Source organism: Ectopseudomonas khazarica (genome assembly GCF_004521985.1).
Taxonomy (GTDB): domain Bacteria; phylum Pseudomonadota; class Gammaproteobacteria; order Pseudomonadales; family Pseudomonadaceae; genus Aquipseudomonas; species Aquipseudomonas khazarica.
The window spans coordinates 67,919-94,018 of the sequence record NZ_SBHZ01000003.1; the positions used below are offsets into that span (position 1 = coordinate 67,919).

At 62.0% G+C, this 26,100-nt stretch carries 25 protein-coding genes; 13 read left to right on the forward strand and 12 right to left on the reverse strand.

The window, feature by feature from the left end:
• The first annotated feature begins 12 nt into the window (after positions 1-12).
• The 4 genes from EPK82_RS04070 to EPK82_RS04085 all read left to right on the forward strand — a co-directional run bounded on the left by EPK82_RS04070 (position 13) and on the right by EPK82_RS04085 (position 5,122).
• A complete protein-coding gene (locus EPK82_RS04070) occupies positions 13-1,443 on the forward strand; it encodes an NAD(P)/FAD-dependent oxidoreductase (RefSeq protein WP_134675846.1) in 1,431 nt (476 codons plus the stop codon).
• Between the two features lie 284 nt (positions 1,444-1,727).
• Positions 1,728-2,555, forward strand: coding sequence for an exonuclease/endonuclease/phosphatase family protein (locus EPK82_RS04075; protein WP_134675847.1), 828 nt, complete (start codon positions 1,728-1,730; stop codon positions 2,553-2,555).
• Between the two features lie 13 nt (positions 2,556-2,568).
• On the forward strand, positions 2,569-4,569 hold the full coding sequence (gene tssI / locus EPK82_RS04080) for a type VI secretion system Vgr family protein (RefSeq protein WP_134675848.1): 2,001 nt from the start codon (positions 2,569-2,571) through the stop codon (positions 4,567-4,569).
• Between the two features lie 7 nt (positions 4,570-4,576).
• Complete coding sequence (locus EPK82_RS04085; RefSeq protein ID WP_134675849.1) at positions 4,577-5,122, forward strand: toxin-antitoxin system YwqK family antitoxin; 546 nt, start codon at positions 4,577-4,579, stop codon at positions 5,120-5,122.
• 151 nt (positions 5,123-5,273) lie between these two features.
• On the opposite strand, the gene EPK82_RS04090 is transcribed toward EPK82_RS04085, so the two are convergent.
• The 3 genes from EPK82_RS04090 to EPK82_RS04100 all read right to left on the reverse strand — a co-directional run bounded on the left by EPK82_RS04090 (position 5,274) and on the right by EPK82_RS04100 (position 7,735).
• Positions 5,274-5,666, reverse strand: coding sequence for a DUF4280 domain-containing protein (locus EPK82_RS04090; RefSeq protein WP_081876531.1), 393 nt, complete (start codon positions 5,664-5,666; stop codon positions 5,274-5,276).
• Positions 5,667-5,744: 78 nt separating this feature from the next.
• Positions 5,745-7,067, reverse strand: coding sequence for an ATP-binding protein (locus EPK82_RS04095; RefSeq protein WP_244229834.1), 1,323 nt, complete (start codon positions 7,065-7,067; stop codon positions 5,745-5,747).
• Positions 7,064-7,735 (reverse strand): response regulator, encoded by a 672-nt coding sequence (locus tag EPK82_RS04100; protein WP_134675850.1) that lies wholly within the window; start codon positions 7,733-7,735, stop codon positions 7,064-7,066. The genes EPK82_RS04095 and EPK82_RS04100 overlap by 4 nt, the downstream gene beginning before the upstream one ends.
• Before the next feature lie 159 nt (positions 7,736-7,894).
• Here EPK82_RS04100 and EPK82_RS04105 point away from each other — a divergent pair, with 159 nt between their 5' ends.
• Positions 7,895-8,269 carry a PA0061/PA0062 family lipoprotein gene (locus EPK82_RS04105; RefSeq protein ID WP_134675851.1) on the forward strand — a complete coding sequence of 125 codons (375 nt, stop codon included), beginning with the start codon at positions 7,895-7,897 and terminating at the stop codon, positions 8,267-8,269.
• Between the two features lie 117 nt (positions 8,270-8,386).
• Here EPK82_RS04105 and dmpG read toward each other — a convergent pair whose 3' ends face one another.
• The 4 genes from dmpG to EPK82_RS04125 are packed head-to-tail and all read right to left on the reverse strand — an operon-like array spanning position 8,387 to position 11,964.
• On the reverse strand, positions 8,387-9,421 hold the full coding sequence (dmpG, locus tag EPK82_RS04110; protein ID WP_134675852.1) for a 4-hydroxy-2-oxovalerate aldolase: 1,035 nt from the start codon (positions 9,419-9,421) through the stop codon (positions 8,387-8,389).
• A 13-nt stretch (positions 9,422-9,434) separates the two neighbouring features.
• On the reverse strand, positions 9,435-10,343 hold the full coding sequence (locus EPK82_RS04115; RefSeq protein ID WP_134675853.1) for an acetaldehyde dehydrogenase (acetylating): 909 nt from the start codon (positions 10,341-10,343) through the stop codon (positions 9,435-9,437).
• 8 nt (positions 10,344-10,351) lie between these two features.
• Complete coding sequence (locus EPK82_RS04120) at positions 10,352-11,143, reverse strand: fumarylacetoacetate hydrolase family protein (protein WP_134675854.1); 792 nt, start codon at positions 11,141-11,143, stop codon at positions 10,352-10,354.
• Positions 11,140-11,964, reverse strand: a complete 825-nt coding sequence (locus EPK82_RS04125) for an alpha/beta fold hydrolase (protein ID WP_134675855.1) — start codon at positions 11,962-11,964, stop codon at positions 11,140-11,142. Before EPK82_RS04125 ends, EPK82_RS04120 begins: the two co-directional genes overlap by 4 nt.
• Before the next feature lie 281 nt (positions 11,965-12,245).
• Between EPK82_RS04125 and EPK82_RS04130 the strand changes: the two genes are divergently transcribed.
• Positions 12,246-12,722 carry an SRPBCC family protein gene (locus EPK82_RS04130; RefSeq protein WP_037056613.1) on the forward strand — a complete coding sequence of 159 codons (477 nt, stop codon included), beginning with the start codon at positions 12,246-12,248 and terminating at the stop codon, positions 12,720-12,722.
• Positions 12,723-12,786: 64 nt separating this feature from the next.
• Here EPK82_RS04130 and EPK82_RS04135 read toward each other — a convergent pair whose 3' ends face one another.
• Positions 12,787-13,161, reverse strand: a complete 375-nt coding sequence (locus EPK82_RS04135; RefSeq protein ID WP_037056615.1) for a steroid Delta-isomerase — start codon at positions 13,159-13,161, stop codon at positions 12,787-12,789.
• 165 nt (positions 13,162-13,326) lie between these two features.
• Entirely contained in the window at positions 13,327-14,454 is a 1,128-nt protein-coding gene (locus EPK82_RS04140) for an LLM class flavin-dependent oxidoreductase (protein ID WP_037056618.1), read from the reverse strand.
• A gap of 223 nt (positions 14,455-14,677) precedes the next feature.
• Between EPK82_RS04140 and EPK82_RS04145 the strand changes: the two genes are divergently transcribed.
• From EPK82_RS04145 to EPK82_RS04165, 5 genes are all read left to right on the forward strand, one after another.
• Entirely contained in the window at positions 14,678-15,187 is a 510-nt protein-coding gene (locus EPK82_RS04145) for a flavin reductase family protein (protein ID WP_037056621.1), read from the forward strand.
• Positions 15,188-15,205: 18 nt separating this feature from the next.
• On the forward strand, positions 15,206-16,861 hold the full coding sequence (locus EPK82_RS04150; RefSeq protein ID WP_394346181.1) for an FAD-binding protein: 1,656 nt from the start codon (positions 15,206-15,208) through the stop codon (positions 16,859-16,861).
• On the forward strand, positions 16,858-17,613 hold the full coding sequence (locus EPK82_RS04155; RefSeq protein ID WP_037056628.1) for a glucose 1-dehydrogenase: 756 nt from the start codon (positions 16,858-16,860) through the stop codon (positions 17,611-17,613). Before EPK82_RS04150 ends, EPK82_RS04155 begins: the two co-directional genes overlap by 4 nt.
• A gap of 434 nt (positions 17,614-18,047) precedes the next feature.
• Entirely contained in the window at positions 18,048-19,622 is a 1,575-nt protein-coding gene (locus EPK82_RS04160; protein ID WP_134675857.1) for a DUF1302 domain-containing protein, read from the forward strand.
• 20 nt (positions 19,623-19,642) lie between these two features.
• The gene (locus EPK82_RS04165; RefSeq protein ID WP_134675858.1) at positions 19,643-21,019 is read left to right on the forward strand and encodes a DUF1329 domain-containing protein; all 1,377 of its coding nucleotides are present in this window, start codon (positions 19,643-19,645) and stop codon (positions 21,017-21,019) included.
• Between the two features lie 546 nt (positions 21,020-21,565).
• Here the strand turns inward: EPK82_RS04165 and EPK82_RS04170 are convergent.
• Genes EPK82_RS04170 through EPK82_RS04180 form a run of 3 tightly spaced genes read right to left on the reverse strand, consistent with a single transcriptional unit; the run spans position 21,566 to position 24,420 of the window.
• Positions 21,566-22,666 (reverse strand): 3,4-dihydroxy-2-butanone-4-phosphate synthase, encoded by a 1,101-nt coding sequence (locus EPK82_RS04170; protein ID WP_134675859.1) that lies wholly within the window; start codon positions 22,664-22,666, stop codon positions 21,566-21,568.
• A 10-nt stretch (positions 22,667-22,676) separates the two neighbouring features.
• On the reverse strand, positions 22,677-23,600 hold the full coding sequence (locus tag EPK82_RS04175) for an alpha/beta hydrolase (RefSeq protein WP_134675860.1): 924 nt from the start codon (positions 23,598-23,600) through the stop codon (positions 22,677-22,679).
• A 4-nt stretch (positions 23,601-23,604) separates the two neighbouring features.
• The gene (locus EPK82_RS04180) at positions 23,605-24,420 is read right to left on the reverse strand and encodes an SDR family NAD(P)-dependent oxidoreductase (protein WP_134675861.1); all 816 of its coding nucleotides are present in this window, start codon (positions 24,418-24,420) and stop codon (positions 23,605-23,607) included.
• A gap of 148 nt (positions 24,421-24,568) precedes the next feature.
• Here EPK82_RS04180 and EPK82_RS04185 point away from each other — a divergent pair, with 148 nt between their 5' ends.
• Both EPK82_RS04185 and EPK82_RS24735 read left to right on the forward strand, forming a co-directional pair.
• Positions 24,569-25,600 (forward strand): Rieske 2Fe-2S domain-containing protein, encoded by a 1,032-nt coding sequence (locus EPK82_RS04185; protein WP_134675862.1) that lies wholly within the window; start codon positions 24,569-24,571, stop codon positions 25,598-25,600.
• 325 nt (positions 25,601-25,925) lie between these two features.
• A complete protein-coding gene (locus tag EPK82_RS24735; protein ID WP_156049331.1) occupies positions 25,926-26,093 on the forward strand; it encodes a hypothetical protein in 168 nt (55 codons plus the stop codon).
• The last annotated feature ends 7 nt before the right edge of the window (positions 26,094-26,100 follow it).

A 26,100-nucleotide genomic window follows, 5' to 3' on the forward strand; every position in this document is an offset into this window, starting at 1 on the left:
GATAACAATGACATGCCAATCAGATTGATCATAGGCGCCGGTGTCTCCGCTGCGGCGTTCCTGCAAACGTCAGACGACGATCATGAAACCGTAGTAGTTGGTGAAGATGGCCTTTGGGCCAAGCTAGCCGAACATCCGATGGGGCAGCCTGCCCATCTTCTCCAACTGCCGGGAACCCCTGTGCCGACATTTCAGGCCCCCAACGGAGAGATGAGCCTCGATAACTTTCTTTCCTCGGGGGTTTTCCAACAAGGTGTCAGCCGAATCGTCGCCGGGAAGCGTTACGGGTACAACCCGAGTCGCAAGGTGCAGCGCATTTCCAAATCCCGGAGCCAGCCAGGCAAATACGTCGCCTGGTTCGATCACCACCATGCACTGATCGTCGACAGAATCGTGATCGCCACGGGGATAGGCGCTCAACGCAAGCCTCCTCCCGTGAGCGGTACGATCCCTTCAGGCCTCGGTTATACCCAGGTCATTGAGGGTATTGATTTTCTATCTGATCCTGATGAATACACAGCGAATATTGATCGTGCCATTTATGGGGGGAGCGCCACGGCCGCCTGGGTAGCGGATCTAGCCAGCCAGAGATCACCGCGTATGAATTGGTTCGCCCGCCCGGGCGGAACCGAATTCAGCGGAGCAGTGCTGCCCGGTTCACGCAACGCCGAGATCATCAAACTCTGTGAAGATAACGATCTGAAACGACTCGAAGAAGTTGAAAAAATCGAGATCGTGAATACCAAGCTGCATATTCATATCAAGGGAAAAGACTACTACTACATTGCTGATCAATTCATCTATGCGCTCGGCGGTGATACCGATACGAGACTGACCAGTAGCCTTTACCAAATTCTCGACTCGGACATTGGCGATGCGCTGTCACCAATCATCGATCTGAACGGCGCACTGGGAGCACGTGAGGAAGGTGTTGTGGCCCTGGGCACAGCAGATAGAAAGGTCATGATCGTAGGGGCCGCTACCTACAATACGACGACACCAACCCTGCGTAACAAACAAACCGCGCCGATGAGCGAACTGCCATGGAATGCCCAAGTTCCCGACGGTATTGCCGTGGTAGGAGCCTCTATCTCGGCACTGAACTCGTTTATCCCCATCACTCAGGTTGCGACCGGCGAACCACGACAATGGCACGACATCACAATCACTCGCAACGATATCAATATCAATCTGGCCGACAGAAACCAGCTAACCATTCTGTTTTCCCTGATGTTCGACAACTGGCCCTCCTATCTGGTGGAGTCGCTGACCGCCTCAGTGATAAACGAGCGCAGCCAAGTAAGCCCTGTGATCCCCACGCCCACGCGGGAGATGTTTGGAATAGACCGCTCAGAACTCTTCAGCTTGATAAAGGCCCATGCACCGGACCTCACAGATTTCCATATCACTCAGCGCTGCCAATTGGTAGGGCTGACGACATAAGGGTTTGTAAGTTGAAAGCAATAGAGCGCGACACTCCGAATAAATACCCCCTTTGATTGCCAGCTTCAGTTTGAGCCAGTTTTTTCATGCAAGACCAGGAAGTGCTCAGCAACAGAGTTCCAATAGAAGTGATTTTCGTGAATGGTCAAATGCACCCACGCCATTGGTAATCACTCAGGGCGAGCCCAACGAATAATGCGCGACAATGATACGGGTGACAGGAAAACCGACGAAGTAGCCATGAGCAATCCAGGTCGTCTGGATCATTACAAGGATGGGGGAAAGTGAAAATAGTCAATTGGAACACCAAGGTTTGCGACCAAAGCCAGGCAGATGTCATAGCTACTTATCTTGACGACGTGGAGGTTGACATCGCTTGCCTTCAGGAAGTCGGCAACAATAGCGACCTGAGCAAATATTTAGACGCCCTCCCAAGCAATGACTGGCATGTAGCAAGCGCGCCGGAAGGTTATGGCGGCAAGAATTATTACATCATCATCAACAAAAGCACCTGCAGTAACATTTCTCCCGTCGAACGTTTTGACCCCCGTCTTGATCCTGAAAATATAAAGTTGAAATACCTATGGTCCTCGACACTCTTCGACCAAATTCACGGGCGCAGCCCCATATATCTGGAACTCAGCCACGGCGGTGAAGATTATCGCATTGCCAACTGGCACGCGCCGATCAATGTACACACGCCTGGAGAGCTATCCAAGCGACTCAAGGGCGGTAGCAACCTAGAATCCATGATCGGCGTAGAGACCTCCATGACCTTTAATCCAACCATGACACCTAAACGCATTATTCTGGCGGGGGACCTGAATATCAAACAGCAGGAACTGGAAGAAAACTGGCAGCAGTATCTGGTCGACATTCAGCTGCAATACAAAAGCGGTACGAAACCGAAATTCATGAAGAGAAAAACCCTCTTCGACGAATACCTAGACATCACCCCAAGCCGTAACCATCTCGAACACATACTGGTCTCCTATGATGTCGACTTCGACATCCATGTACTTTGGAGTCAGTGCAGTGAGACTATCAACAACAAACAGATCACTAACAAAAGCGACCATTCACTGATGTACGTAACCTTGGAAGACGCATAACGTCGAGGTACGGATGGCCACAAACGAAACCACCAGTCTCATAGTAAACAGCGCGGCCTCAGTCACGTTGCACGCTCAAGGCCTTACTGGCGGCGAACAACTGAATGATCTAGGCAATCTCTGCCTTGATGCCCATTGCACCACCGTCCTTGCTCTGGTCGACTTGGTAGCCAGTCACTTCTCTATTCTGCTGATCAACGACGCCAACCAACGCCCCCTCGATGCCCTGGTCGCGGAGATCCGCCAGCTCCCCGCCGATGCCACTGCCGACCGCTATCAGGTGGTGCTGCGTCCCTGGCTTTGGTGGCTGACGCTGGCCAGCAACAACCGGGTGTTCCAGAACCTCTCCACCAGCGACATCGTCACCACCATTTTCAAGGGTCATGGCTTTACCGACTTCAAGCTGTCGCTCTCCGGCAGCTATGAGCCGCGCGAGTATTGCGTGCAGTACGGCGAGACGGATTTCGCCTTCATTTCGAGGCTGCTGGAGGAGGAAGGCATCTTCTGGTTCTTCACCCACGAGGACGGCAAGCACACGCTGGTGCTGGGCGACAGCAGCGATGCCTTCGTGCAGATTCCCAACGGGCCGAAGGTGCCCTATCTGGGCCAGGGCATCGGCGCGCGCGAGCTGCATGGCATCCGCGCGGCGCAGTACAGCGTACAGGCGGTGAGCGGGGTGTACAGCGCCACGGACTACGCCTTCACCACCCCCACCACCTCGCTGTACAGCAATGCCGAAGCGGTGGCCGGGCCACTGTCGATGTACGAGCACCCAGGTGGCTATATCGCCAAGGCGCGGGGCGATGCGCTGACCAAGCAGCGCATCGATGGGCTGCGCAGCCAGGAGAAGCGCCTGATCGGCGAGAGCGACTGCCGCTGGCTGGTGCCCGGCCACTGGTTCACCCTCACCGGGCATGACGACACCAGCCTCAATATCGACTGGGTGGTGACCGCCGTCACCCATGACGCCAGCCACGAGCACTACCGCAACCGCTTCGAAGCCATCCCCAAGGCCACCGCCTACCGCCCGCCTCGGCTCACGCCCAAGCCGCGCATGCACACCCAGACCGCGCAGGTGGTGGGCAAGGCCGGCGAGGAGATCTGGACCGACCAGTACGGCCGTATCAAGATCCAGTTCCCCTGGGACCGCGACGGCAAGAATGACGAAACCTCGTCCTGCTGGGTGCGCGTGGTGCTGCCCTGGAGCGGCAAGGGCTTCGGCATGCAGTTCATCCCACGCATCGGCCAGGAGGTGATCGTCACCTTCATCGATGGCGACCCGGATCGCCCGCTGGTCACCGGCTGCGTCTACAACGGCGACAACACCCTGCCCTACGCCCTGCCCGACAATCAGACCCAGTCCGGTATCAAGACCAACTCCTCCAAGGGCGGTGGCGGCTTCAACGAGCTGCGCTTCGAGGACAAGAAAGACGCCGAGGAAGTCTTCCTCCAGGCGCAGAAGGACATGACCGTCAACGTGCTCAACGACAGCACCGCCACCATCGGCCATGACGAAACCCTCACGGTGCAGAACGCCCGCACCCGCACGGTGAAGGAAGGCGACGAGAGCATCACCCTGGAGAAGGGCAAGCGCACGGTGACCATCCAGACAGGCAGCGACAGCCTCGACGTGAAGGACAGCCGCACCGTCAGCGTTGGCGCCGACCAGACCCACAGCACCGGCGGCAACTACAGCCACAAGGTGAGTGGCAACTGCGAGCTGACCGTGGACGGCAACCTCACCATCAAGGTGACCGGCACCCTTACCTTGCAGAGCAGCGGCGACTTCACCGCCAAGAGCGACAAGAACCTCACCACCCAGGCCGGCATGGCGCTCACCGACAAGGCCGGCACCTCGCTCACCAATCAGGCGGGTACCTCCCTGGACAACAAGGCCGGCACCACCCTGACCAATGACGCCGGCGTCAGCCTCACCAACAAGGCCGCCGCGGAACAGACCGTGGATGGCGGCGGCATGCTGACCATCAAGGGCGGCATGGTGAAGGTCAACTGAGGCGCCCATGGCTAATAACGGCAACCTCGACCTCACTCGTGGCGACAGCCGCCTGCAGGGCAAGCTGCAGGACGGCGCCCTCGATGGCCCGGTATCCATCCAGGAAGCCGGCCGCCCGCAGGCCCGGCTCGGCTATGCCAACGGCGTACTGCACGGTCCCAGCGTCCTCTACCACCCCAACGGCCAGGTATCGGCACACCTGCCTTACGCCGACGGGCGCCTGCATGGTGAGGCTCAGTACTTTGCCGCCGAAGGCTGGCTGCAGCGCAAGGTCGCCTACCGCCAGGGCTTGATGCATGGCGAAGCCAGCAGCTACTACCCAGACGGCAGCCTGGCCGAGCTGGAGCTGTATCGCGATGGCGTGCGTGACGGCCTCTATCAACGCTTCCATGGCAACGGCCAGGTGTCACACCGCAGCCGCTACCTCAACGGCAAGCCACTGGACGATGGCCAGGGCTTCGCCGAGGACGGCCGCCCACTGGACGCCGAGGGAAAACCCATCTCACGGCTGCGCTGGTGGTGGAGAAGGTGGAACGAATCGGCCGAGGCCTAGCAGATTATTGAAAAGCGCAGGCGCGGCAGCCAGCGCAAATACCGATGGCGGCCCCACAAGAACAGGTGAAGAGCTCACAAGCTGCAAACGAGCATTTTGAGCCTGTTCTTGACGCGGCAATGGCAACGCAGGTCTTTTTTCCAGCGGCCTGTCAGGGAATCAGCATCTGCACCTGGCCAGGCACCACCACCTTGATCACCCCCGCCCAGGTGCACATCAACGTGCAGTTGGAATCCAGTGAGGGCATATTGCCCAGCAGCATGGTAGGCGCACCGGGAATCCAGGGCGAGGCCGTGGCGGGTATGCAAGGCATGGGCGTCAACACCCCCAATGCCGCCGCAGTGGCCGCCGCCACCGTCGGGTTGGCCATGCTCATGCACATGCCGAAGGGCATGATATTCACCAGCGGGATGTAATCCATGATATTCGCCGCCGGCATGCCCCCTGTCAGCGTGCGGTTGGTCGGCAATACGTTCAATGCGCTCGGCGCGGCGCCAAAACTGCATTGCAACGTCGCACCACTGCATACCTGCGGACAACCCATCACGTTCTCCAAGCCGGTCCCTGATGGAGGGGAAGCTTAGTAGAAAGTCGTTGAGTGGTACTTTCGGCGAACGACACTTCATGGCACGAGCGGAAGGCTCATCACGGCCTCCAGTCCTTCACCAGAATTGCGCAGCTTCAACTCGCCGTTGAACCTGGCAACGATCGCCTCGACAATCGCCAGGCCAAGCCCCGTTCCACCTGCGCGGCCCTGATGCCAGAAGCGCCGTGTCACATCATTCAGTTGCAGCTCAGGAATTCCCCCGCCTTTGTCCTGCACGCAGAAAAGAGCCATTGAACCTTCGACAGAGACTGAAAGCCCGACCTCGGTGCCGGGTGCGGTATGCCGGAGCGCATTGTCGATGAGATTGCGCAGCGCAGCCGTTGCAAGCGCTGACGGCACCGCGAGTGGATAGCGGTCTGCATTCGGGTGGAGCTTGATCTTCACGAGATTGCTCCGTTCGGAGTCCTCCAGCGCCTGCATGATGATTTCGGCCGGGAACGCCTGAACGCCATCATCGAACGACAAGCGTCCCTCCACTCTGGCAAGCAGGAGAAGCTGTTCCAGAATGCAGTGCAAGCGGTCGGCGCCTTTTTCCGCCTTGCCGAGCGCGACTCGGGAAACATCCCCATCCGTTAACCGTGCGACCTGGATATGGGTCTTTATGGCCGTGAGCGGGCTACGCAGTTCATGCGCGGCATCTCCGGTGAATCGGCGCTCTCTCTCTATCGCGCGTGAGAGGCGAAGCAGCAATTCATTCTGCGATGCAGCAAGCGGACGAAGCTCCACGGGAAGCTCGTCGACGTTGAGTGGGTCCAGGTGTTCTGCATTCCTTGAGAGGAGCGCTCTGGACATCCTTGCGAGGGGGCCCAGCCCCTTACCCACGCAGATCCAGAGAACGACAAGGCCGCCAATCAGCGCAACGAGAACAGGCACTGCTGCAGCCTCCAAAATGGCGTACTTCAGGCGTGCGCGTTGCTCGATTCGGTCTGCCGTGCTGATTCTCACGCCATCAGCCTCCAGCGTGAAGGTTCGCCACTCGACGCCATCTGCAACCTGGGTGTGATATCCCTCACCCATGCGCCCTATTCGCTCGCTTGGCGAGTTGTGACTCCTCACGAGAATCTCGCCTTTCAGGGACGACACCTGGCAGGCCATACCCGCCGTCAGGTTGACATCCTCGTCAGGCAAAAGGCCCGACGACCTCATTCCATCGTCCACAGCTGACAGTGATGACGCGCCGAGCATGCTCACGACAAGTTTTGCAGAGGCGGCCAGTCGTTCATCCAGCGTTCTGTCGATGTTCTTCTGCAAGTCGCTGAACATCCACGCCGCTGACAGCAGCCAGAGAATGAGAAAACTGCCCCCGAGACGGTACATCAAGCCACGCCGAATACTCACGACTCGCGCTCCCCGAGATGGCCGAGTCGGTAGCCGATGCCCCGTACCGTCTGAACAATGCTCGCGCCCAGTTTCTTGCGCAGGTTGTGAATATGGACATTGAGTGCATTGCTCTCCACGTCAACGGAAAATCCATACACCGCATCCTTGAGTGCGTCGACGCTGACGATCCCTTTGGTATTCAGAAGCGCACAAAGCACTGCCTGCTCTTTCTTCGACAGATCGACGGGATCGCCATTCACGAGAAACTCGCGGGTGGACGGATTGACTGAAAGTTCGCCATGCTGGATCACGTTGCTACTGCGCCCCAGAAAGCGTCGATGCAGGGTGTGCAACCGGGCGACCAACTCACGCAGGTCGAAGGGTTTGAGCAAATAGTCATCCGCGCCCGACTGCAAGCCAGCGACCCGATCATTGATCGAGTCCCTTGCCGTCAGCACAAGCACCGGTATGTGGAAGTTGCGACTTCTCAACCGCCGCAACAGCATGAGCCCGTCCTGGTCAGGCAACCCCAGGTCCAGAATCAACAGATCGAACTCTGCAGCCGCTAATGCAGACTCGGTAGCGGATGCAGTGGTGACATGACTGACAGTGAAACCTTGAACGGACAGGCCGGCAGACACGCCTTCGGCGATAAGACTGTCGTCTTCGGTTAACAGTATGCGCATGATCCCTCCCCCCGTTGTCACGGCGAAGCATACATTGCCAACATTAAGATCGAATTAAGATTTCGAGCCTTATCTCGCCGTTTATTGTCAATGTCTTAATCGGGAATTAACTCGCTGGCGCGATGATGATTCCACCCTGAATCAACATGGACATTACCAATGAAACTCCTCTTCCTCGCTGCAATATCGGCACTGTTGTCTGCCTGTGCGACCCAGATACCGTCCGCCAATGACTCCACGGCAATCATTACGTTTCAGAACAGCGCCGGTGATCTTCTGATGGCAAACAAAGTCAATGGAGTCAGCGTCGACAATGGACGCTACTTCAGTGTTTCACCGGGAAACAACAAACTGGAGGTATTGATTACATCGGGAACTGGGCAAGAAAGCAGTTACGCTATGTTCGCAACTCTCGAGTATTCTGATTTTGCTGCGGACAATACATACGAAATGAGAATAATGGACAAAGGTTTTCAAAAGAGCCTGCAACTGATCGACCGTACCGGCTCACTATTGAGTGAACGCGCGCTGTAAGAAATAGCGGCATCGTTTTAGACATTGACCGCCATAAGGCGGTCAATGTGTCTCTTGTATTCATACCCGGCAAGAACGCTGCGTGACACTGGCACGCACCGACGCGTCAAGAACCGCTCAAGTCGGCAATACACCGCGCTGACGTGACAGCGTCAGCGCCAGGTCTTCGATCATGTCTTCCTGTCCACCGACGGTGCCACGCTTACCCAGCTCGACCAGCAGCTCACGGGCCTGGATGCCGTACTTCTGCTCGGCACGCTTGGCGAACAGCAGGAAGGAGCTGTAGACGCCTGCGTACCCCAGTGTCAGCGCATCGCGGTCGACACGGATCGGCTGGTCCATCATCGGCACCACCAGGTCCTCGGCCACGTCCATGATCCGGTACAGGTCGATGCCGCTGTTAACGCCCATGCGTTCGAGTACCGCAACGAAAACTTCCAGCGGTGTGTTGCCGGCGCCAGCGCCGAGCCCTGCCACCGATCCATCGATACGCCCTGCCCCGGCTTCGATGGCGGCCAGCGAGTTGGCAATGGCCATGCCCATGTTGTGGTGGCCGTGAAAACCGATCTCCACGTCGGCGTTCAGGCCGGCACGCAGCACCGAGATCTTCTCCGTCACTTCATCCGGCAGCATGTAGCCGGCCGAGTCGGTGCAGTAGATGCAGTTGGCACCGTATCCCTGCATCAGCCTGGCCTGCTCGAGCAGTTTTTCCGCGCTGAGCATGTGCGCCATCATCAGGAAACCGACGGTATCCAGCCCCATGCTGGCGGCCATGCCGATATGCTGCTCGGACACATCAGCCTCGGTACAGTGGGTGGCGACGCGGATGGTGGAAACGCCACAGCCGTGCGCCATCTTCAGGTGATCGACGGTGCCGATACCCGGCAGCAACAGCGCCGAAACCCTGGCTTGCTTGAGCTTGGGAATCACCGCGTCGAAATACTGCTCGTCACTGTGTGCCGGGAAGCCATAGTTCAGCGAGCTGCCGCCCAGGCCATCGCCGTGAGTGATCTCGATCAGCGGCACGCCCGCAGCATCCAGGCCGGTGGCCACCGCCACCATCTGTTCCAGGCTGATCTGGTGGCGCTTGGCATGCATGCCGTCACGCAGGCTCATGTCGTGCAGGCGCACGCTCTTACCTTGCAGGTTCATGTCGTTTCTCCACTCAGCGGGCTGGCAATTGCAGGGCGCCCCTATGGGCTTCTTCAGCGAACATCTCGGCGGTGCGCAGGCCTGCGGCTGTCATGATGTCCAGGTTGCCGGCGGACTTCGGCAGGAAGTCGCCGAGCCCTTCCACCTCGACGAAGATCGATACCTTGCAGCCATCGAACACGGGGCCGTTGATCAGCTTGTAGCCCGGCACGTAGCGCTGCACTTCCCTGACCATGTGCAGCACCGAGGAACGTATCTCGGCCTGATTCGGCTCGGACTCCGTCAGGCAGTGGATGGTGTCACGCATCATCAGCGGCGGCTCGGCCGGGTTGATGACGATGATCGCCTTGCCGCGTTGGGCTCCGCCGATCTTCTCTACCGCGCCAGCCGTGGTGCGGGTGAACTCGTCGATGTTCTGCCGGGTACCAGGGCCAACCGAGCGCGATGAAACCGTCGCGACGATTTCACCGTACGTCACCGCTTGTACGCGCGAGACCGCCGCGACCATGGGGATGGTGGCCTGGCCGCCGCAGGTGACCATGTTGACGTTCATCGCCAGACTCTCGGCGTGCTGCTGGAGGTTGACCGGGGGCACGCAATAGGGGCCGATGGCCGCCGGGGTGAGGTCGATCATGATCACCCCGAGCTCATTGAGTTTGCGGCTGTTCTCCGCATGCACGTAGGCCGAGGTGGCGTCGAAGGCGATGCGGATGTCATCGTCCAGGACGTGTGGCAGCAGGCCATCGACGCCTTCGGCAGTGGTCTTGATGCCGAATTCGGCGGCGCGCTTGAGGCCCTCCGAAGCCGGATCGACGCCGACCATCCACACCGGTTCGATCCATTCCGAGCGACGCATCTTGATCAGCAGGTCCGTGCCGATGTTGCCGGGGCCGATGATGGCCGCCCTGAGTTTCTTACTCATGGGAGCTCCTATGCGCAGAAGGACACCTGGGCACTGCCCAGGCCGTCGATGGTCAGTTCGAAACGGTCGCCGGCATGCGCCGGCTCCAGTGGAACCAGAGACCCGGAGAGAATGATTTCGCCGGCCTTGAAGGGAATGCCGAAGCCGCCCAGGGTGTTGGCCAGCCAGGCCACCGCAGTCAGCGGGTTGCCCTGCACCGCAGAACCCAGGCCCTCGCTGATCAACGTACCGTTCTTGAACACGCGCATGTGCAGATTGGGCAGATCCAACGGGCGCGGATCGACCTGCTCGGTGCCGAGCACGAATACGCCGCAGGAGGCGTTGTCGGCGACCGTATCCTGGATGCGGATGTTCCAGTTCTGGATGCGCGAGTCGACGATCTCGAAGCAGGCCATGACGCACTCGGTCGCCTCCAGCACATCCTGCTCGGTGACATCGGGACCGATCAGGTCGCGCTTGAGCCTGAAGGCGATCTCGCCTTCGGCGCGCGGCTGGATCAGGCGGTTATCGCGCAGGGAAATCACCTCACCGTTGGCGAACCACATGTCCTGCGTGAGAAAGCCGAAGTCGGGCTGGTGCACGCCGAGCATTTGCTGCACCACACGTGAGGTGACACCGATCTTCTTGCCGACGATGGCCTGGCCGTCGGCGACGCGTCGTTCCAGGATACGGCGCGAGATGTGGTAGGCGTCCTCGATGGAAATGGCCGGCCAACGCTTGGTCAGCGGCGTCAGCGTGTATCCCTCGCGAAGCGCCCGATAGAGCGCCTCGGCATGCAGATCGCGCAGTTGCTCGCTCATGTGCGGCCCTCCGCGATGAAGGCCTGGCATTCGCTGTTGAACAGCTCGGCGTATTCGACCATGGCCCAGTGCCCGCACTCGCTGAGCAGCACGAAACGGATACGACTGCAGGCATGCATCATGGTCTGTGCGCCGGCTACCGGGCAGAACTTGTCGTTCATGCCCCAGAAGCCGAGGATCGGGCACTGCAGCTCAGCCAGACGTGCGCTCATGTTCGGCACCTGCATGGTCGACAGCACGCACAGCGGCTGCTGATTGACCACCGCCACGCGCTCTTCGACCGTTTCGTCGCTGAGCAGACTGGCGTCGAACAGCTGCAGGCCGAGCAGTTTGCGCATGCCGTCGGCGTCCTTCAGCTGGCCGGCGGCGAAGGCCGCGCCCATCTTCTGGATGCCTTCCATCTGCAGGTAGTACTGTTCCTTTTCCATCAGCCCGCCGGGGGCCATCAACACCAGTCGACTGACGCGCTGCGGTTCGTCCAGGGCCAGCTTGAGAGCGATGGCACCGCCCAGGGAATTGCCGACCAGCACGCAGCGGCCGATGTCGAGCTGATCGAGCAGGCCGCTCAGAGCGGCAACGAAGAAATCCAGGGTGTACTGCGTCTCGGGCTTGTCCGAAGCACCGTACCCGGGCAGGTCGGGCACGATCACGCGGTGGCCGGCTGCGGCGAGCTGTGGGTAGTTCTGCTTGAAGTTGCTATGGCCGCTGGCACCTGGCCCGCTGCCGTGGATGAATACCACCGGCTGACCTGCTCCCTGGTCCAGGTAATGCAGGCGCAGGCCATTCTGCAGGGTGATGTACTGTCCATTCGGCGCGGCCATCGGCGGTTTCCTCGGCTCGTGGTAATGCCGGGATTATTTCGATGCGGCGGCGCAGCGACATCGTCCGAGAGGACTACGACGATCCCGGATCGATTGCTGCGTTCTTCCTGTCCAGCCATGCCCTCCTCTGCAGGCAACTCACATCGTCCGCTCGGACGTGGTCGTCCAGCTTTCGTCCCCTTAGTCTCGCCAGCGATCCGGGTTCGGTGATAGCGGGCGCCTACCAGGGATGCCCTTGCCCCTCTTGCCGCACCCAGCGTAAACGACTGATGGAGTCAGCCATGTCCACCACTCATGCCAGCCATACCGTCCATCTCAACCTCTCACTGGAAAGCGCCTGGAGATTCCTCAGCGATCTCAGCCTGGCGCCTTACTACGTACCAGGGCTGACCGGTTGCTGGTTCCACCCTGGCCCGCAGCGGGGTTGTGGGGCCAGCCGCCGGGTGCAGCGTCGCTATGGTCAATGGCTGGATGAGACGGTAATCGACTGGCAGGAGGGAAAGGGTTTCGTCCTGCATCTGCACAAGGCGGGCCGAGGGGCACCCTTCCCCTTCAGCGAGGCGCGTTTCAGCTATGCCCTGGAAGCGCACGGCAGCGGCAGCCGCATGACCCTGTGCCTGGACTATCGTCTGCGTGGCGGCCGTCTGGTGGAGCGCCTGCTGGCCAGTACTTTCGAAAGGACGGTGCAGCAGATCGGCGAATGCCTCACGGTCTACTACGAGACGGGCGAGACGCAGAATCGAGACTTCCTTGACTGAACGCGAGGAGCTGGCCGCTGAATGCTGCGGTCTGCATTCGTCGTCTCACGGTCCCTGCAAGCACTCAGCGAAGCTCGAGATTGTCCACCCCCCAGTAGGCCTTCATCGACTGGAAGCGACCGTCCTCGTTGAACTCCATCACGTCGATCACCCTGATGGTGCAGGGTTGGCCATCCCACTCCAGCTCGATGCAAAACGGCATCGCCGCGCAGTTGCCAGCCACCCGCACCGGGCCGGTGAGATGCGCATGAACTTTGTTGCGGCCAAGTCCCTTGTGGTAGAAACGCTCGATCGCTGTGCGTCCGATCAGGGGCGGCGTGCCCACCGGGTCCTCGACGCGCGCGTCGTCGGCATAGAGTGCAAGGATGCCATCGACGTCACCCGCATCGACCAACTCGATATAACGCTGCATCGCCGCGCGCATTGCTTCGGCCGTCATCTCCACTCACCTCCGACAGGGCGACGGCAGCAGAGCGCCGTCGGTAGACCTTTCACCATCAGTCAGAAACGACCGCATCGCCCTGCCCCAGAGGCTCGAGGCATCGATGCAGCCGTCAGCCAGTGATGGGCCGGATGGCCCACCGCCATGCCCAGCTCAGCGGTCCTACTGTTGCCTGCTGCGGAAGTACGGGATGACTTTCTCGCCGATGTTCTTCAGCGTTTCCAGCTGCGCCCAGTTCGGTACCGTGCCCATCTGGCAGATGAACAGGATCTCGTCGGCCCCCGCATCGATCAGGCGCTGCACGTAACCGATGCAGTCCTCGACCGTGCCATAGGCATGGTTCGGGTTGAGCATGCTCATGGCCGGATCGGAGAAATCCACCGTGACGGTTTCCGAGGCGAAGTTGGACTTGATGATGTCCTGGCCGCTGCCGTCGTGCACCACGTCTTCCGTCCACTGCGCCGGGTCCGGACGGGCACCACCGCCGTACCAGTAACCCAGCGACTCCATGAAGTAGCGTTGCCCGCGGATACCGATCTTGCGCGCCGTCGCGTTGTCGTCGAGAACGATGGCCGGGCATAGTGCGGCGATATGACGATTGGGGCGAAAGCCCACCTGGTCCTTCTCTTCCCGCTGGTCCCAGGCCTCGTGATACACGGCGACCTTCTTGGCGATCTCCTCGGGGCCGCCGAAACCCAGCACCAGCGCTCCCATGCCCCGGCCACCCGCACGCTTCAGGCTCTCGGTATTGGTGCAGGCCAGGTACATCGGTGGGTGCGGATCCTGATAGGGCTTGGGATGAATCGGCCGCCTGGGTATCTGCACGAAGTCGCCGTGATGCTCGATTTCGTCGCGCACGAACATCTTCGGAATCAGGTACATCGCCTCGTCTATCTGTGGCTGCAGGCTGGCCAGGTCGTAGCCGAAGGTGCCCGCCTCCTGCTCTGTGCCACCCTTGCCCACGCCGAAGTGCACACGGCCCTTGGACAGCAGGTCGAGGGTGGCGATGCGCTCCGCGACCTTCACCGGGTGATTCATGGCCGGAGGCAGGCACACCACACCATGACCGATGCCGATACGTTCGGTCTTGCCTGCGACGAACGCCAGCACGGTTTCAGGAGCGGACATGTGCGAGTAGTTGGTCAGCGCGGTGTGCTCCACGCACCAGAAGGTATCGAAACCGAGCTTGTCGGCCAGCACCGCATGCTCGACGGTTTCGTCGAAGATGCGACGGTCCCCTTCGCGGCTGGCGTCAACCGTCTGGGCCTCGTAGATCAGGGAGAATTTCATGGTGGTTCCTTGTACTTGTAGGTCTCAGGGAGCTGTCGGCGACCGCTTCGCGTGCCTTGTCCGCATGGTCGGAGATCACCTGCCCAGCTGAATCCCACAAACGGACTATTGGCTGCCCGTCACTGGCTCCGGTACCGAAGGCACCTAGTCTCCTCGGACGATGCTGCCCATGACCTCCCGGGCAAGAATCCGTCGCACTGCCAAACACTCGGAGGCCCGTGCGATGAACGACACCCCACTGAAGGACGACATGCTCCAGGCCATGCGCCGCCTGGCCAAGTCAGTGACCATCATCACCACCAGCAACGGCCAGCAACGCTTCGCGATGTCGGCCACGGCAGTGGATTCGCTGTCCACCGAGCCACCGTCGCTGCTGATCTGCGTGAACAAGACCGCCTCGTTGCACGCGGTCCTGGATGCCGGCGCGGACTTCTGCGTGAACATCCTTGGTCTGCAGCAGGAAGAGCTGTCGCACCTGTGCAGTGGCCCGATCAAGGGCGAGGCCCGCTTCCAGCGCGGCGACTGGAGACAGAGCGAGGACGGCATTCCCTATCTGGCCGACGCCCAGTCGGCGATCCTCTGCCAGCAGGACGGCAAGTTCAGCTATGGCACCCACAGCATCTTCATCGGGCGTATTCGCCAGATTCACAACAGCGAGGAGATCACCCCGCTGGTCTACCTGAACGGTGCCTACACCACGACCGCCGCGACACCCTTGGCGGTGGCCGGCTAAGGCACAGGCATGGAGGGCATGCAGGCACTGCGCGTGAGCAGCGCAGCCCAGCTCGACTGGAGCGAGCGCTGCGGGTTGCTGGTGGTCGGCTTTGGCGCGGCTGGCGCCAGCGCAGCCATCGAGGCGGCCGAGCGTGGCCTGCGGGTCATGGCCCTCGACCGCTACGCCGGTGGCGGTGCCAGCGCGCTGAGTGGTGGCGTGGTGTACGCCGGGGGCGGCACGCCCTACCAGCAGCAAGCCGGCTACCAGGACAGCCCCGAGGCGATGTTCGCCTACCTGCGTCAGGAGGTCGGCGACGCGGTGAGCGAGGCGACCCTGCGTGATTTCTGCCTGCACAGCTGCGAACAGTTGGCCTGGCTGGAGCGCCAGGGCGTGGCCTTCGAGGCCAGCATGCCACCACACAAGACTTCCTACCCCAGCGACCAGTACTACCTCTATTACTCGGGCAACGAAACCCTGGCCGACTATGCGCGCCATGCCTCGCCAGCTCCGCGCGGCCATCGGGCCAAGGGCGAGGGCCTGTCTGGCGCCGTGCTCTATGCCGCCCTGGCAGCCAGCGCGCAGCGCGTCGGCGTACGTCTGTACCGCCAGTGCCAGGCACGCCGGCTGGTACTGGATGCAAACGATCGGGTGATCGGTGTCGAGGCCTGGCAGCTTGCCGCCGGCAGCCCGGCTGCACATCGTCACGCGCGCCTGTCTCGCTGGGCCCAGGCGCTGCACATGTATGCCCCCGTGTTGGCCGAGCGCCTGCGCGCGCGGGCGAGAAAGATCGAGCAGGCACATGCCGAGCGCCGCCTGATCCGGGCGGAACGCGGGGTCCTGCTCAGTGCGGGTGGTTTCGTGCTCAATCGCGAGATGGTCCAGCGACACGCCCCCGCCTACCTGGCCGGGCTGCCGCTGGGCGGCGCCGGTTGCGACGGCAGTGGTATCAACCTGGGCCGCAGTGCTGGTGGCTCGACGGCGCGCATGGACAGGATCAGCGCCTGGCGCTTCATCAATCCGCCACAGGCGTGGGCTCAGGGCATGATCGTCAACGCACGTGGTCAGCGCTACTGCAACGAAGAGGCGTATGGCGCCAAGCTCGGGCATCTCATGGTCGAGGAGCATGGCGGGCGCGCCTTTCTCATCCTCAACCACGACCTCGTCTGCAAGGCACTGCGCCAGGTTGGCCCAGGACGGGTCTGGCAGTTCCAGCGCCTGCCCGTACTGCTCAATCTGCTGTGCAATGCCAAACGCGCCCATACCCTCGAACGCCTGGGCGCACGCTGTGGGCTGCCCGAGCGTGAGCTCAAGGCCAGCCTGGAGGCCTACAACGCTACGGCCCGGGGTGAACGTGCCGATGCGTTCGGCAAGTCGCCAGCCATGCTCGCTGACCTGAGCAAAGGCCCCTGGTACGCCCTGGATCTTTCCTTCGCCTGCCGCCTGTTCCCCTGCCCGACCATCAGCCTGGGTGGCTTGCGGGTATGCGAGACCAGTGGCCGTGTTCTGGACGACAACGGGGTGGCCATTGCCGGTCTGTACAGCGCCGGCCGCAACGCGGTGGGCGTCGCCTCCAACCTGTATGTTTCCGGCCTCTCGCTGGCCGACTGCATCTATTCCGGCCGGCGTGCCGCCGCACACATGGCGACCACGGTCACCCAGCAAGCCCAGTACCCCCCAAGGAGAACGACATGAACCGAGTCCAAGGCAAAGTCTGCCTGATCACGGGTGCCGCCAGCGGCGTAGGCCGTGAAGATGCCCTGTTGCTGGCCAGCCAGGGCGCCAAGGTGGTGCTCACCGACCTCAATGAGGAGGCCGGCCGCTCGGTCGCCACCGAGATCGGTGATGACGCACTGTTCGTGCGCCAGGACATCGCCAGCGAGGCCGACTGGCAGCACGTCATCAAGTGCACCCTGGAGCGCTTCGGGCGCCTCGACGTGCTGGTCAACAATGCAGCGATCCTCCTGCTGGGCAGCATCGAGGACACCAGCCTGGAGCAATGGCAGCGGGTGCAGAAGATCAACAGCGACGGCTACTTCCTCGGCTGCAAGTATGCGATCGCGGCGATGAAGGCGAGCGGGGGTGGCTCCATTGTCAACATGTCCTCGGTCGCGGCGCTGGGTGCCCTGCCCATGTTCTGTGCCTACTCGGCGTCGAAGGGCGCAGTGGCGGCCATGACCCGTGCCATTGCCCTGCACTGCAAGCAGCAGGGTTACCGCATCCGCGTCAACAGCGTGCATCCGGACGGGATCAACACACCGATGACCCAGGCGCTCGCCGGTGGTCAGCCGATTCCCCAGGAGGTGCTGGATGCGGACCCGATGAACCGCATGGCCGCGCCGCGCGACATCGCCAACGTGGTGCTGTTTCTCGCCAGCGACGAGTCACGCTTCATCAACGGCGCCGAGATTCGCGTCGACAACGGGCAGCTGATCAGCGCTCTTTGACGCGACCTACCTGCACGGGGCGGTCCTCAGCAACGCAGCCGTCGGTTGCTCGACATGCACCTCAACGGCTGCCTGCCTAGCTGCCGCACGGCGCAACCATCGCGGTCGGCCGAGCGTTCTGAATCTCACGCCAGTCTGCAAATCGGTCCAGCGAGGCCAAGTCGTGCGTTCTGGAGCGCCGGCCAACCTGCGCGCCCCTGTTGCTGACGCTGCGGCGGTGTCCGGGTGTGGGCGTGCGCTCCCTTTCCGTCATTCATGTGCTGGAAACGCGTCAGCAACCCCGTGGCAGCTGCCGGCAGCGGCCGCAGGCCGTGCATTCAGGTTAGTCTGCTTGGACGATGTTGCCCCCGATGCGCGATTTCATAGTGGCACCTGGCTGTATCCCCTTCACCCGAGATGCTGGTCGGGGTCAACCGACCGCCAACGAGGACAAGATGATAAAAACAACAAGCGCCTTGCGACCACTACACGTCTCCATCCAACTGGCCACTCTGGCGCTGGCGGGTCAGGCTCACGCCCTGACCTTCCAGCCCAGCGAAGACCTGAGTATTGATCTGGACACCACCCTGTCCTACAGCCTGGCCTGGCGGGTCGAGGACCGCGACGACAAGTTGCTGGCCAATGTCGACGGCAATGACGGTAACAACGCCTTCGACAAAGGCAGCCTGATCAACAACCGGATCAGCTTTGTCACCGAGGCCAACTTCAACTGGCGCCAGGACTACGGCGTGTTCCTGCGTGCGACGGGCTTCTACGACAACGTCTACGACCAGAGCAACGACAACGGTACGGGCACCTCCAACTGCTTCGCGGGTGGCCGCTGCTCCCGCCCGAACCGTTTCTCCGACGATACCGTCGACCAGCATCGCGAAGACCTGCGCATGCTCGACGCCTACGTCTATGGCAACTGGCGCGTCGCCGGCCACAACCTCAACCTGCGCGTCGGCGATCAGGTCGTGAGCTGGGGCGAGAGCATGTTCTACCCAGGGATTTCCGGTGCTCAGAGCCCGGTCGATGCGACCAAGTCCACCACCCCGGGGGTGGAGGTCAAGGAGATTCTCCTGCCGGTCGGTCAGGTGTTCGGCCAGATCAACCTGACCGATGCACTCAACCTGCAGGCGTACTATCAGTACAAATGGGAAAAGACCGAGCTGTTCGGGGTCGGCAGCTACTTCTCCAGCACCGACTACATCGACGAAGGTGGATTCAACGATGCCTCGGGCTTCCTCACGCGTCTCGACGACGAGGAGCCGAGCGACAGCGGTCAGTACGGCGTGGCGCTGACCTACACCGCCGAATCGCTGAACAACACCGAGTTCGGCCTTTACTACGTGCGCTTCCACGACAAGCAACCATCGCTGGATTTCCGTCCCTCGCTCACTGGCCACTACCAGGTGCGCTACTTCGACGACATCGACCTGTATGGCGTGAGCTTCGCCACCAACATCGGCGACGCCAGCATTGCAGGCGAGGTCAGCTATCGCGATGGCCAGTCGGTGATGGTCGACGATCTGTTCTCCACGCCGGTACGGGGCAAGACGCTGCAGAGCCAGTTGTCGACCGTGTACGTGTTCGGTCCGACCCGCTTCGCCGACAACATCACCCTGGCAGGTGAAGTGGTGCACATCCACGTGCTGGATAACGACACCTCGGAACCGATCGAACTGTTCCCGGGTTTCATCCTGCCCGGCTCCAGCTCCGACAGCCTGGCCCTGGACCGAGACGCCTGGGGTTATACCGTGCAGGTGACGCTCGACTACAACAACGTCTTCAGCGGCTGGGACATGTCCGTGCCCATTACCTTCAGCAGCGCTGCCAATGGCGACAGTGCGATCAACGGTGCCATCAACGACGGCGCCCACGACAACCGTTTCAGTATCGGCTCCTCCTGGCGCTACCTCGACAACTTCACCGTAGAAGCGCGCTACAACGCCTATCTGGGCAACCCCAACAACACCGGCCTGGCCGACCGCGACAACGTCGCCCTGAACTTCAAGTACCGCTTCTGAGCCGGACGGAGGAGAACCCCATGAATACCCCAAGCATGATCAACGCGGCCCTGGCCGCTACCCTGCTGTGCAGCTGTCTGAGCGTCCAGGCCAAGGTCAGCGAGGCCGAAGCCGCGCGCCTCGGCCAGGACCTCACCCCTATCGGTGCGGAGAAGGCCGGCAATGCCGACGGCAGCATCCCGGCCTGGAGCGGCAAGTGGCTGGGCGTGCCGCCACACGTGAAGTTCGCCGGCCCGGGCACGCCCTACGCAGACCCCTATGCCAATGAGAAGCCGCTGTTCGTCATCACCTCGAGCAACGTGGAACAGTACGCCGAAAACCTCAGCGACGGCCAGAAGGCGCTGCTCAAGCGCTATCCGCAGAGCTTCCGCATTCCGGTCTACCCGAGCCACCGCGACTTTCGCATCGACCCGGTCGTCGACCAACTCATCAAAAAGAACGCGCTGAACGCCGAACTGGCGGACAACGGTTATGGAACCGTGAATGCCTGGGGTGCCTCGCCCTTCCCTATTCCGAAAAGCGGCGTCGAGCTGTTGCTCAACCACACCATGCAGAGTCGTGCCTTCACCGAGGAAGCCAACTACGTTCAGGTGGTGAACTACGCGGACGGCAACCGCGTCATCGACAAGGTCAACTACAAGATCCAGGCGGTATGGTCGGACCCCAGCTACTCGCTGGAGAAGGCCAACGGGCTGTTCACCAACTTCATGGTCACCAACCTGGCCCCGGTGCGCAAGAAAGGCGAGATCATTTCCGGGCACGAATTCATCGACCCTTACAGCCAGCCGCGCCAGGCCTGGCAGTACACGCCCGGCCAGCGCCGTGTGCGCCGGGCACCTACCGTCGGCTATGACTCGCCCTATGGCGCTGGTGGCTTTCGCACCTACGACGAGGACCGCCTGTTCAATGGTTCGCCGGATCGTTACGACTGGAAGATCATCGGCAAGCGGGAAATGTTCATCCCTTACAACAACTACCGCATCGATGCGCCAGACGTGACCCTGGAGCAGGTCATTTCTACCTCTGGCCACGTCAATCCCGATCTGATGCGCTATGAAAAGCATCGGGTATGGGTAGTCGAAGGCAAGGTCAAGGCCGGTACCCGGCATATCTACGACAGACGGGTGATCTACCTTGACGAGGACACCTGGGCCGCCGTCATGGCCGACAACTACGACGGCCGTGGACAACTCTGGCGGACCAACATGCAGACCTCGATCTACGCCTACGATGCCAAGCGCTTCCATGCGCGTCTGGGCATCTACCAGGACCTGATCGCCGGCTCCTATATGGTCGACCGCCTGCTCGATGGACAGAAACCGGCCCTGCTCAACGTCAGTCATTTCGCCGAGGACGAGTTCTCCCCCTCCTATCTGCGCAAGCTGGGCACCCGCTAAGACACTTCCTGAAAGCGTGCCTGCAAGAGGGCATGTTTCGCCTCGCCGGGCCCGGTCGCTGTAGCGTCCGGGCCCGGTTCGTCTGAGCCTCCCGACTCCCCGTTCGGCGACAACCACCCGCCCCTGCTAGTGTCCAGCAGCCACGCTGCGAAAGGGTCACCCGCTGGCGCAACTGTCTGGCAGGCACCACAGCATGCGCCTGGTGATCTTCAAGAGGCTGGCGACGGTGCGCTATCCACTGCCATCGACATGACGCCGATCCCGCACGTGCAGCAACCGCGCCGGGCCCTGCTGCAGATGTCCTCGATGGCCCGTGCGGTCTTCGCACCATCCAGGCGATCGTCGCCCCCGGAATCGCTGGCGGCCGCGGCCAGTCGAGGCCAGTGTCACAACCCCGGCTGGCCGCAGAGCGGAGGCAGCGCCATGCTGAGCTGCCCAGGCATGGCCGGCGATAGCAGAGTGAACGACCACAGGCTGCAGCAGCGGGCCTGCCCTCTGACAGGCGAATGCCAGGGGCGCATGAACAAACGGGAGATTCCTGCGGCGTTAGCAGGTGAAGGGCACGAACTCGACCACTTCCAGCTCGAAGCCGGACACCGCCTTGTAGGGTACCGGAGCGCTCATCAGCTGCATGCGGCGCACACCGACATCGCGCAGGATCTGTGCGCCGATGCCCAGGGTCCGCTGTGGGAAACGCGGCGTACGTGACAGCCCCGCACCGTGCAGCCACAGCTGCTCGATGATCGCCTCGGGATTCTCGCGCTGGGCCAGCAACACCAGCACACCCTTGCCGACAGCGGCGATATGCGCCAGTGAACGATCGAGGTTCCATTGCGGTGATGCTGCCTGGCAGTCACAGCCCAGGGCGTCGCGCAGGGTCTCCATCATCTGCACCCTGACCAGGGTCGGTTGCTCCCGTTCGATCTCGCCACGGACCAGCGCCAGGTGCAACTGCCCCTGGTAGGTGTCCTGGAAGCTCAGCACGCGAAACTCGCCGTGGCGGGTCGTCAACGAGTACTGTCCACCACGACGAATGGTCCCCTCGTGAAGAATCCGGTAGTGGATCAGCTCGGCGATGCTGCAGATCGGCAGAGCATGATGCCGGGCAAAGGCCTGCAAGGTCTCACCGCGGGCCAGATCGCCACGCTCGTCAAGGATTGCGACCAGCGTAGCCGCTGCCTGGAAGCCGGCCAGGCGTGCCAGGTCGCAGGCCGCCTCGGCATGCCCGGCGCGCTGCATCACGCCGCCAGGCAGCGCCTGCACCGGGAACACGTGTCCTGGCTGAACGATGTCAGCGGCTACGCTGCCCGGGTCAATCGCCACCCGAATCGAATGTGCGCGGTCCGCCGCCGAGATGCCGGTGCTCACACCCTCGCGCGCCTCGATCGAACAGGTGAAGCCCATGCCATGCGTGGCGCGGGAGTGCGGCACCATCAGATCCAGTCCAAGCCGCTTGCAGTGCGCTTCGCTCAGCCCCAGGCAGATCAGGCCACGGGCATGCATGGCCATGAAATTCACTGCCTCGGCGTCGGTATGCTCGGCAGCCATCAGCAGCGAGCCTTCACCATCCTGCTCGTCATCGGTGATGACCACCATGCCGCCGGCACGCAGGGTTTCCAGCAGCTGGTGCACACTGTCGAACTGCATGGACGCTGCCTCAGTTCAACGCCTGACGCAGGTCGACAGCGAACTCCGCTAGCTCGACCGCCGCACGCTCGACAAAAGGCGCCATGCTGGCGAAACCGTGGATCATCCCGGCGCAGCATTTGCTCCGCACCCTTACCCCGGCCTGACGCAAGCGCTCGGCAAAGGCTTCGCCCTCGTCGCGCAGGGGATCGAACTCGGCGGTCAGCAGAACAGTGGCTGGCAACCGCTCCAGGTCGCCGGCCAGCAGCGGTGAGGCCAGCGGATCGGCCGCCTGCTCCGGGTGACTCAGATACTGGCGCCAGCACCAGTGCATCTGCTCGCGACTGAGGAAGAAACCCTCGGCCAGCTCCTGGTAGGAGGGGCTGGCGCAGAAACCGTCGGTAACGGGATAGAGCAAGCCCAGCGCGGTGATGCGCGGCGTACCAGCAGTTGCCTGACGCGCCACGGCTATGGCCAGATTGGCGCCGACGCTGTCGCCGACCAGGGCCAGACGCGAGGCGTCCACACCCAGTTCGGCAGCACGCTCGACCAGGTCCAGGGTGGCCTGGTAGCAGTCCAGCGGCGCAGCCGGAAACTTGCTCTCCGGAGCCAGCCGATAAGCGACCGAGACCACCACGGCATCGCACTGCTTGGCCAGGCTGCGGCACAGGTTGTCGTGAGTATCGAGAGTGCCGAAGGCGAAGCCGCCGCCGTGGAAGAACACCAGCAGCGGCAGGCCTGCCTCCGCTTTCGGCCGATACAGGCGTGCCTCCAGCGGACCATCCCCACCCGCGACCTGCAGCGCGCGCACCTCGCTCATCTCGGCGCCGGCTAGCAACGGCATCATGTGGTCGACGACCTTGCGGTAACTGACCGCATCGAGCTGGCTGAAGTCGGGTTGCGGCAAGCTGCTGAACTGGGCAAGGACGGCAGCGATCTGACTGTCGAGAGGCATGGCCCTACTCCTGTGCCAACTGCAAGACCGGGTTGGTCTCGTCGAGCATGCTTTGCAGGCGTCGCTGCAGGGCTGGCTTGAAGAACTTGTGCGGGAAGATCCAGAAGCGCTGCTCGTCGATGGCAGCGAATACCTGTTGCGCCAGTTCCAGGGGGCTCATGCCTTCGCGGATACGGCTGCCCAGCAGCGTGTCGAGTTGTGCATCCGCATCACCGATACGGCTGTTGGATTCCATGATCGAACTGGCTACCGGCCCCGGGCAGAGCACCGAGACGACGATCGGCGCATCGAGCATGGCCAGCTCGTAATGCAGGGTCTCGGAGATCGCGACCACCGCCTGCTTGGTGACGTTGTAAGGCCCCAGCAGCGGGCTGTTGATCAGGCCCGCCAGGGACGCGGTATTGATCACATGGGCCGGGCGCTTCTGCTGCAGCAGCAGCGGCATGAAACTGCGAATGCCGTTGAGCACACCATTCAGATTGATGTCGAGCATGCGCTGCCACTTGGCCGCATCGACCTCCCAGCACAGCCCGGTCTGCATGATCCCGGCATTGTTGAACAGCAGGTCGACGCCGCCGAAGCGCTGTACGGCGAGATCGCGCAGCGTCTCCAGATGCTGCGGCTGGCTGACGTCTGTCAGTTGCCAGGCAACTTCAGCCCCGCGCTCACTCAGCATCTCGGCTACGGTGGCCAGACAGGCCGCATCTATATCTCCCAGGACCAGCCTCAGGCCTTGGCTGGCTGCGTATTCGGCCAGCCCGCGGCCGATGCCGCTGGCAGCCCCGGTGATGACGGCTACGCGAGCGTCAGTGTCGCTCATCTGGACCTCCACTCCTCGTTCTCGTGGTGTCAGTAGAGCCGGGGCAACGACCGCAGGCATCGTCCATTCAGACGATGCCTGGCGCAACTCAGGCCGCAGAATCCAGAGCGTGCACAACCTACCCATGCGCGCCAACGGAGAACACAAGATGCCCGCACTGCACCGAATCGAAGTGAAACAGCTCCCCGAGCGTTACGCCCGTGGCTGGCACTGCCTGGGCCTGGCCAACGACTACCGCGACGGTCGGGCGCATCGTATCGATGCCTTTGGTACCCGCCTGGTCGCATTCCAGGGCGAGGACGGCCAGCTGCATATTCTCGACGGGTATTGCCCGCATATGGGGGCGGATCTCAGCGAAGGTTGCGTCGAGGGTAACTCGCTACGTTGCCCCTTCCACGAATGGCGCTGGGGCGCCGATGGCGTGTGCGACGACATCCCGTACGCCAAGCGCATCCCGCCACGGGCCAGGATCAAGGCCTGGCCCGTTCTGGAGCAGAATCACCTGCTGTTCGTCTGGCACGACCCGGAGGGCAATCCACCACGTGCCGAGCAAGCCATCCCACGTATCGATGCCTGCTACGACGAAGCCTGGGCCAGCTGGGCCATCGCCGAAATGACCATCGCGACCAATTGCCGCGAGCTGGTGGACAACGTGGCAGACATGGCGCACTTCGGCAGCGTGCATGGCGCGCCACTGCACTACTTCAGCAACACCTTCGAGGGGCATGTCGCCGAGCAGAGCATGCGCGGCACCAGCGCGCGCCTGTCCGGCGATGCCGAGCTGGTCACGGTGGCCACCTACTATGGCCCTGCCTACCAGATCACTGACATGACCGGTTCTATGGCCGGGCAGGCCATCCATTCGATCCTGCTCAACTGCCATGTGCCGATAAACCAGCACAGTTTCACCCTGCGCTACGGTGTGCTGGTGAAGAAAATCCCCGGCCTCAGCGAGGAGCAGAACCGCGCCATGGCCATGGCCTACGTCGAGCAGGCGCGCGCCGCCTTCTACGAGGATGTGGCGATCTGGCAGAGCAAGACCCGAGTCGACAATCCGCTGCTGTGTGACGGCGACGGCCCGGTCTACCAGCTGCGCAAGTGGTACGAGCAGTTCTATGTCGATGCCGCCGAAGTCCCGCGCGAGAACGCCGAACGCCATGAATATGTGGTGAAAGGCTGAAGACGGCGCCCGTTGGCGCGGCGGATTGCTCGAGGAAGCTCCGACAGCTCGGCTGCGCGTGACGGCCAGGGTCTCGCCAACTCCCCCGGCGGGATCTTCTGGCCCCTCCCTCTCATCGTACTCGAACAGCAACCTTGTTCCGCGCCGAGCGCTGGAGCACCGCTGCATTCGCGCGCCGCAGGCGGCAAGTGCCTGCGCGCACAGGCACGGAGGCGATCTAGTTCACTCGGACGAGGACGCTCTTTCCGAGGCGCCCTAAGGTGAAGGCACAACAACAACCGCGCTGGCCTGCCCCGCAGGTGAAGCGCCCAGCCTGAGGTGCGCCATGAAGACCTCCACCTGCTGCACGCTGCTCGCCGTTACCGTGATTGTCGGCCTGGCCGGCACATTGATCATGTCGCGTCCCCAGCCCCAGATGACCCTGCTCGTCTGTCCTGCGCCCCAGGGCGGATGCTACCTGCCACCGCCGAGTATCGGGCGCCTGATCCCATGAGCGGCAG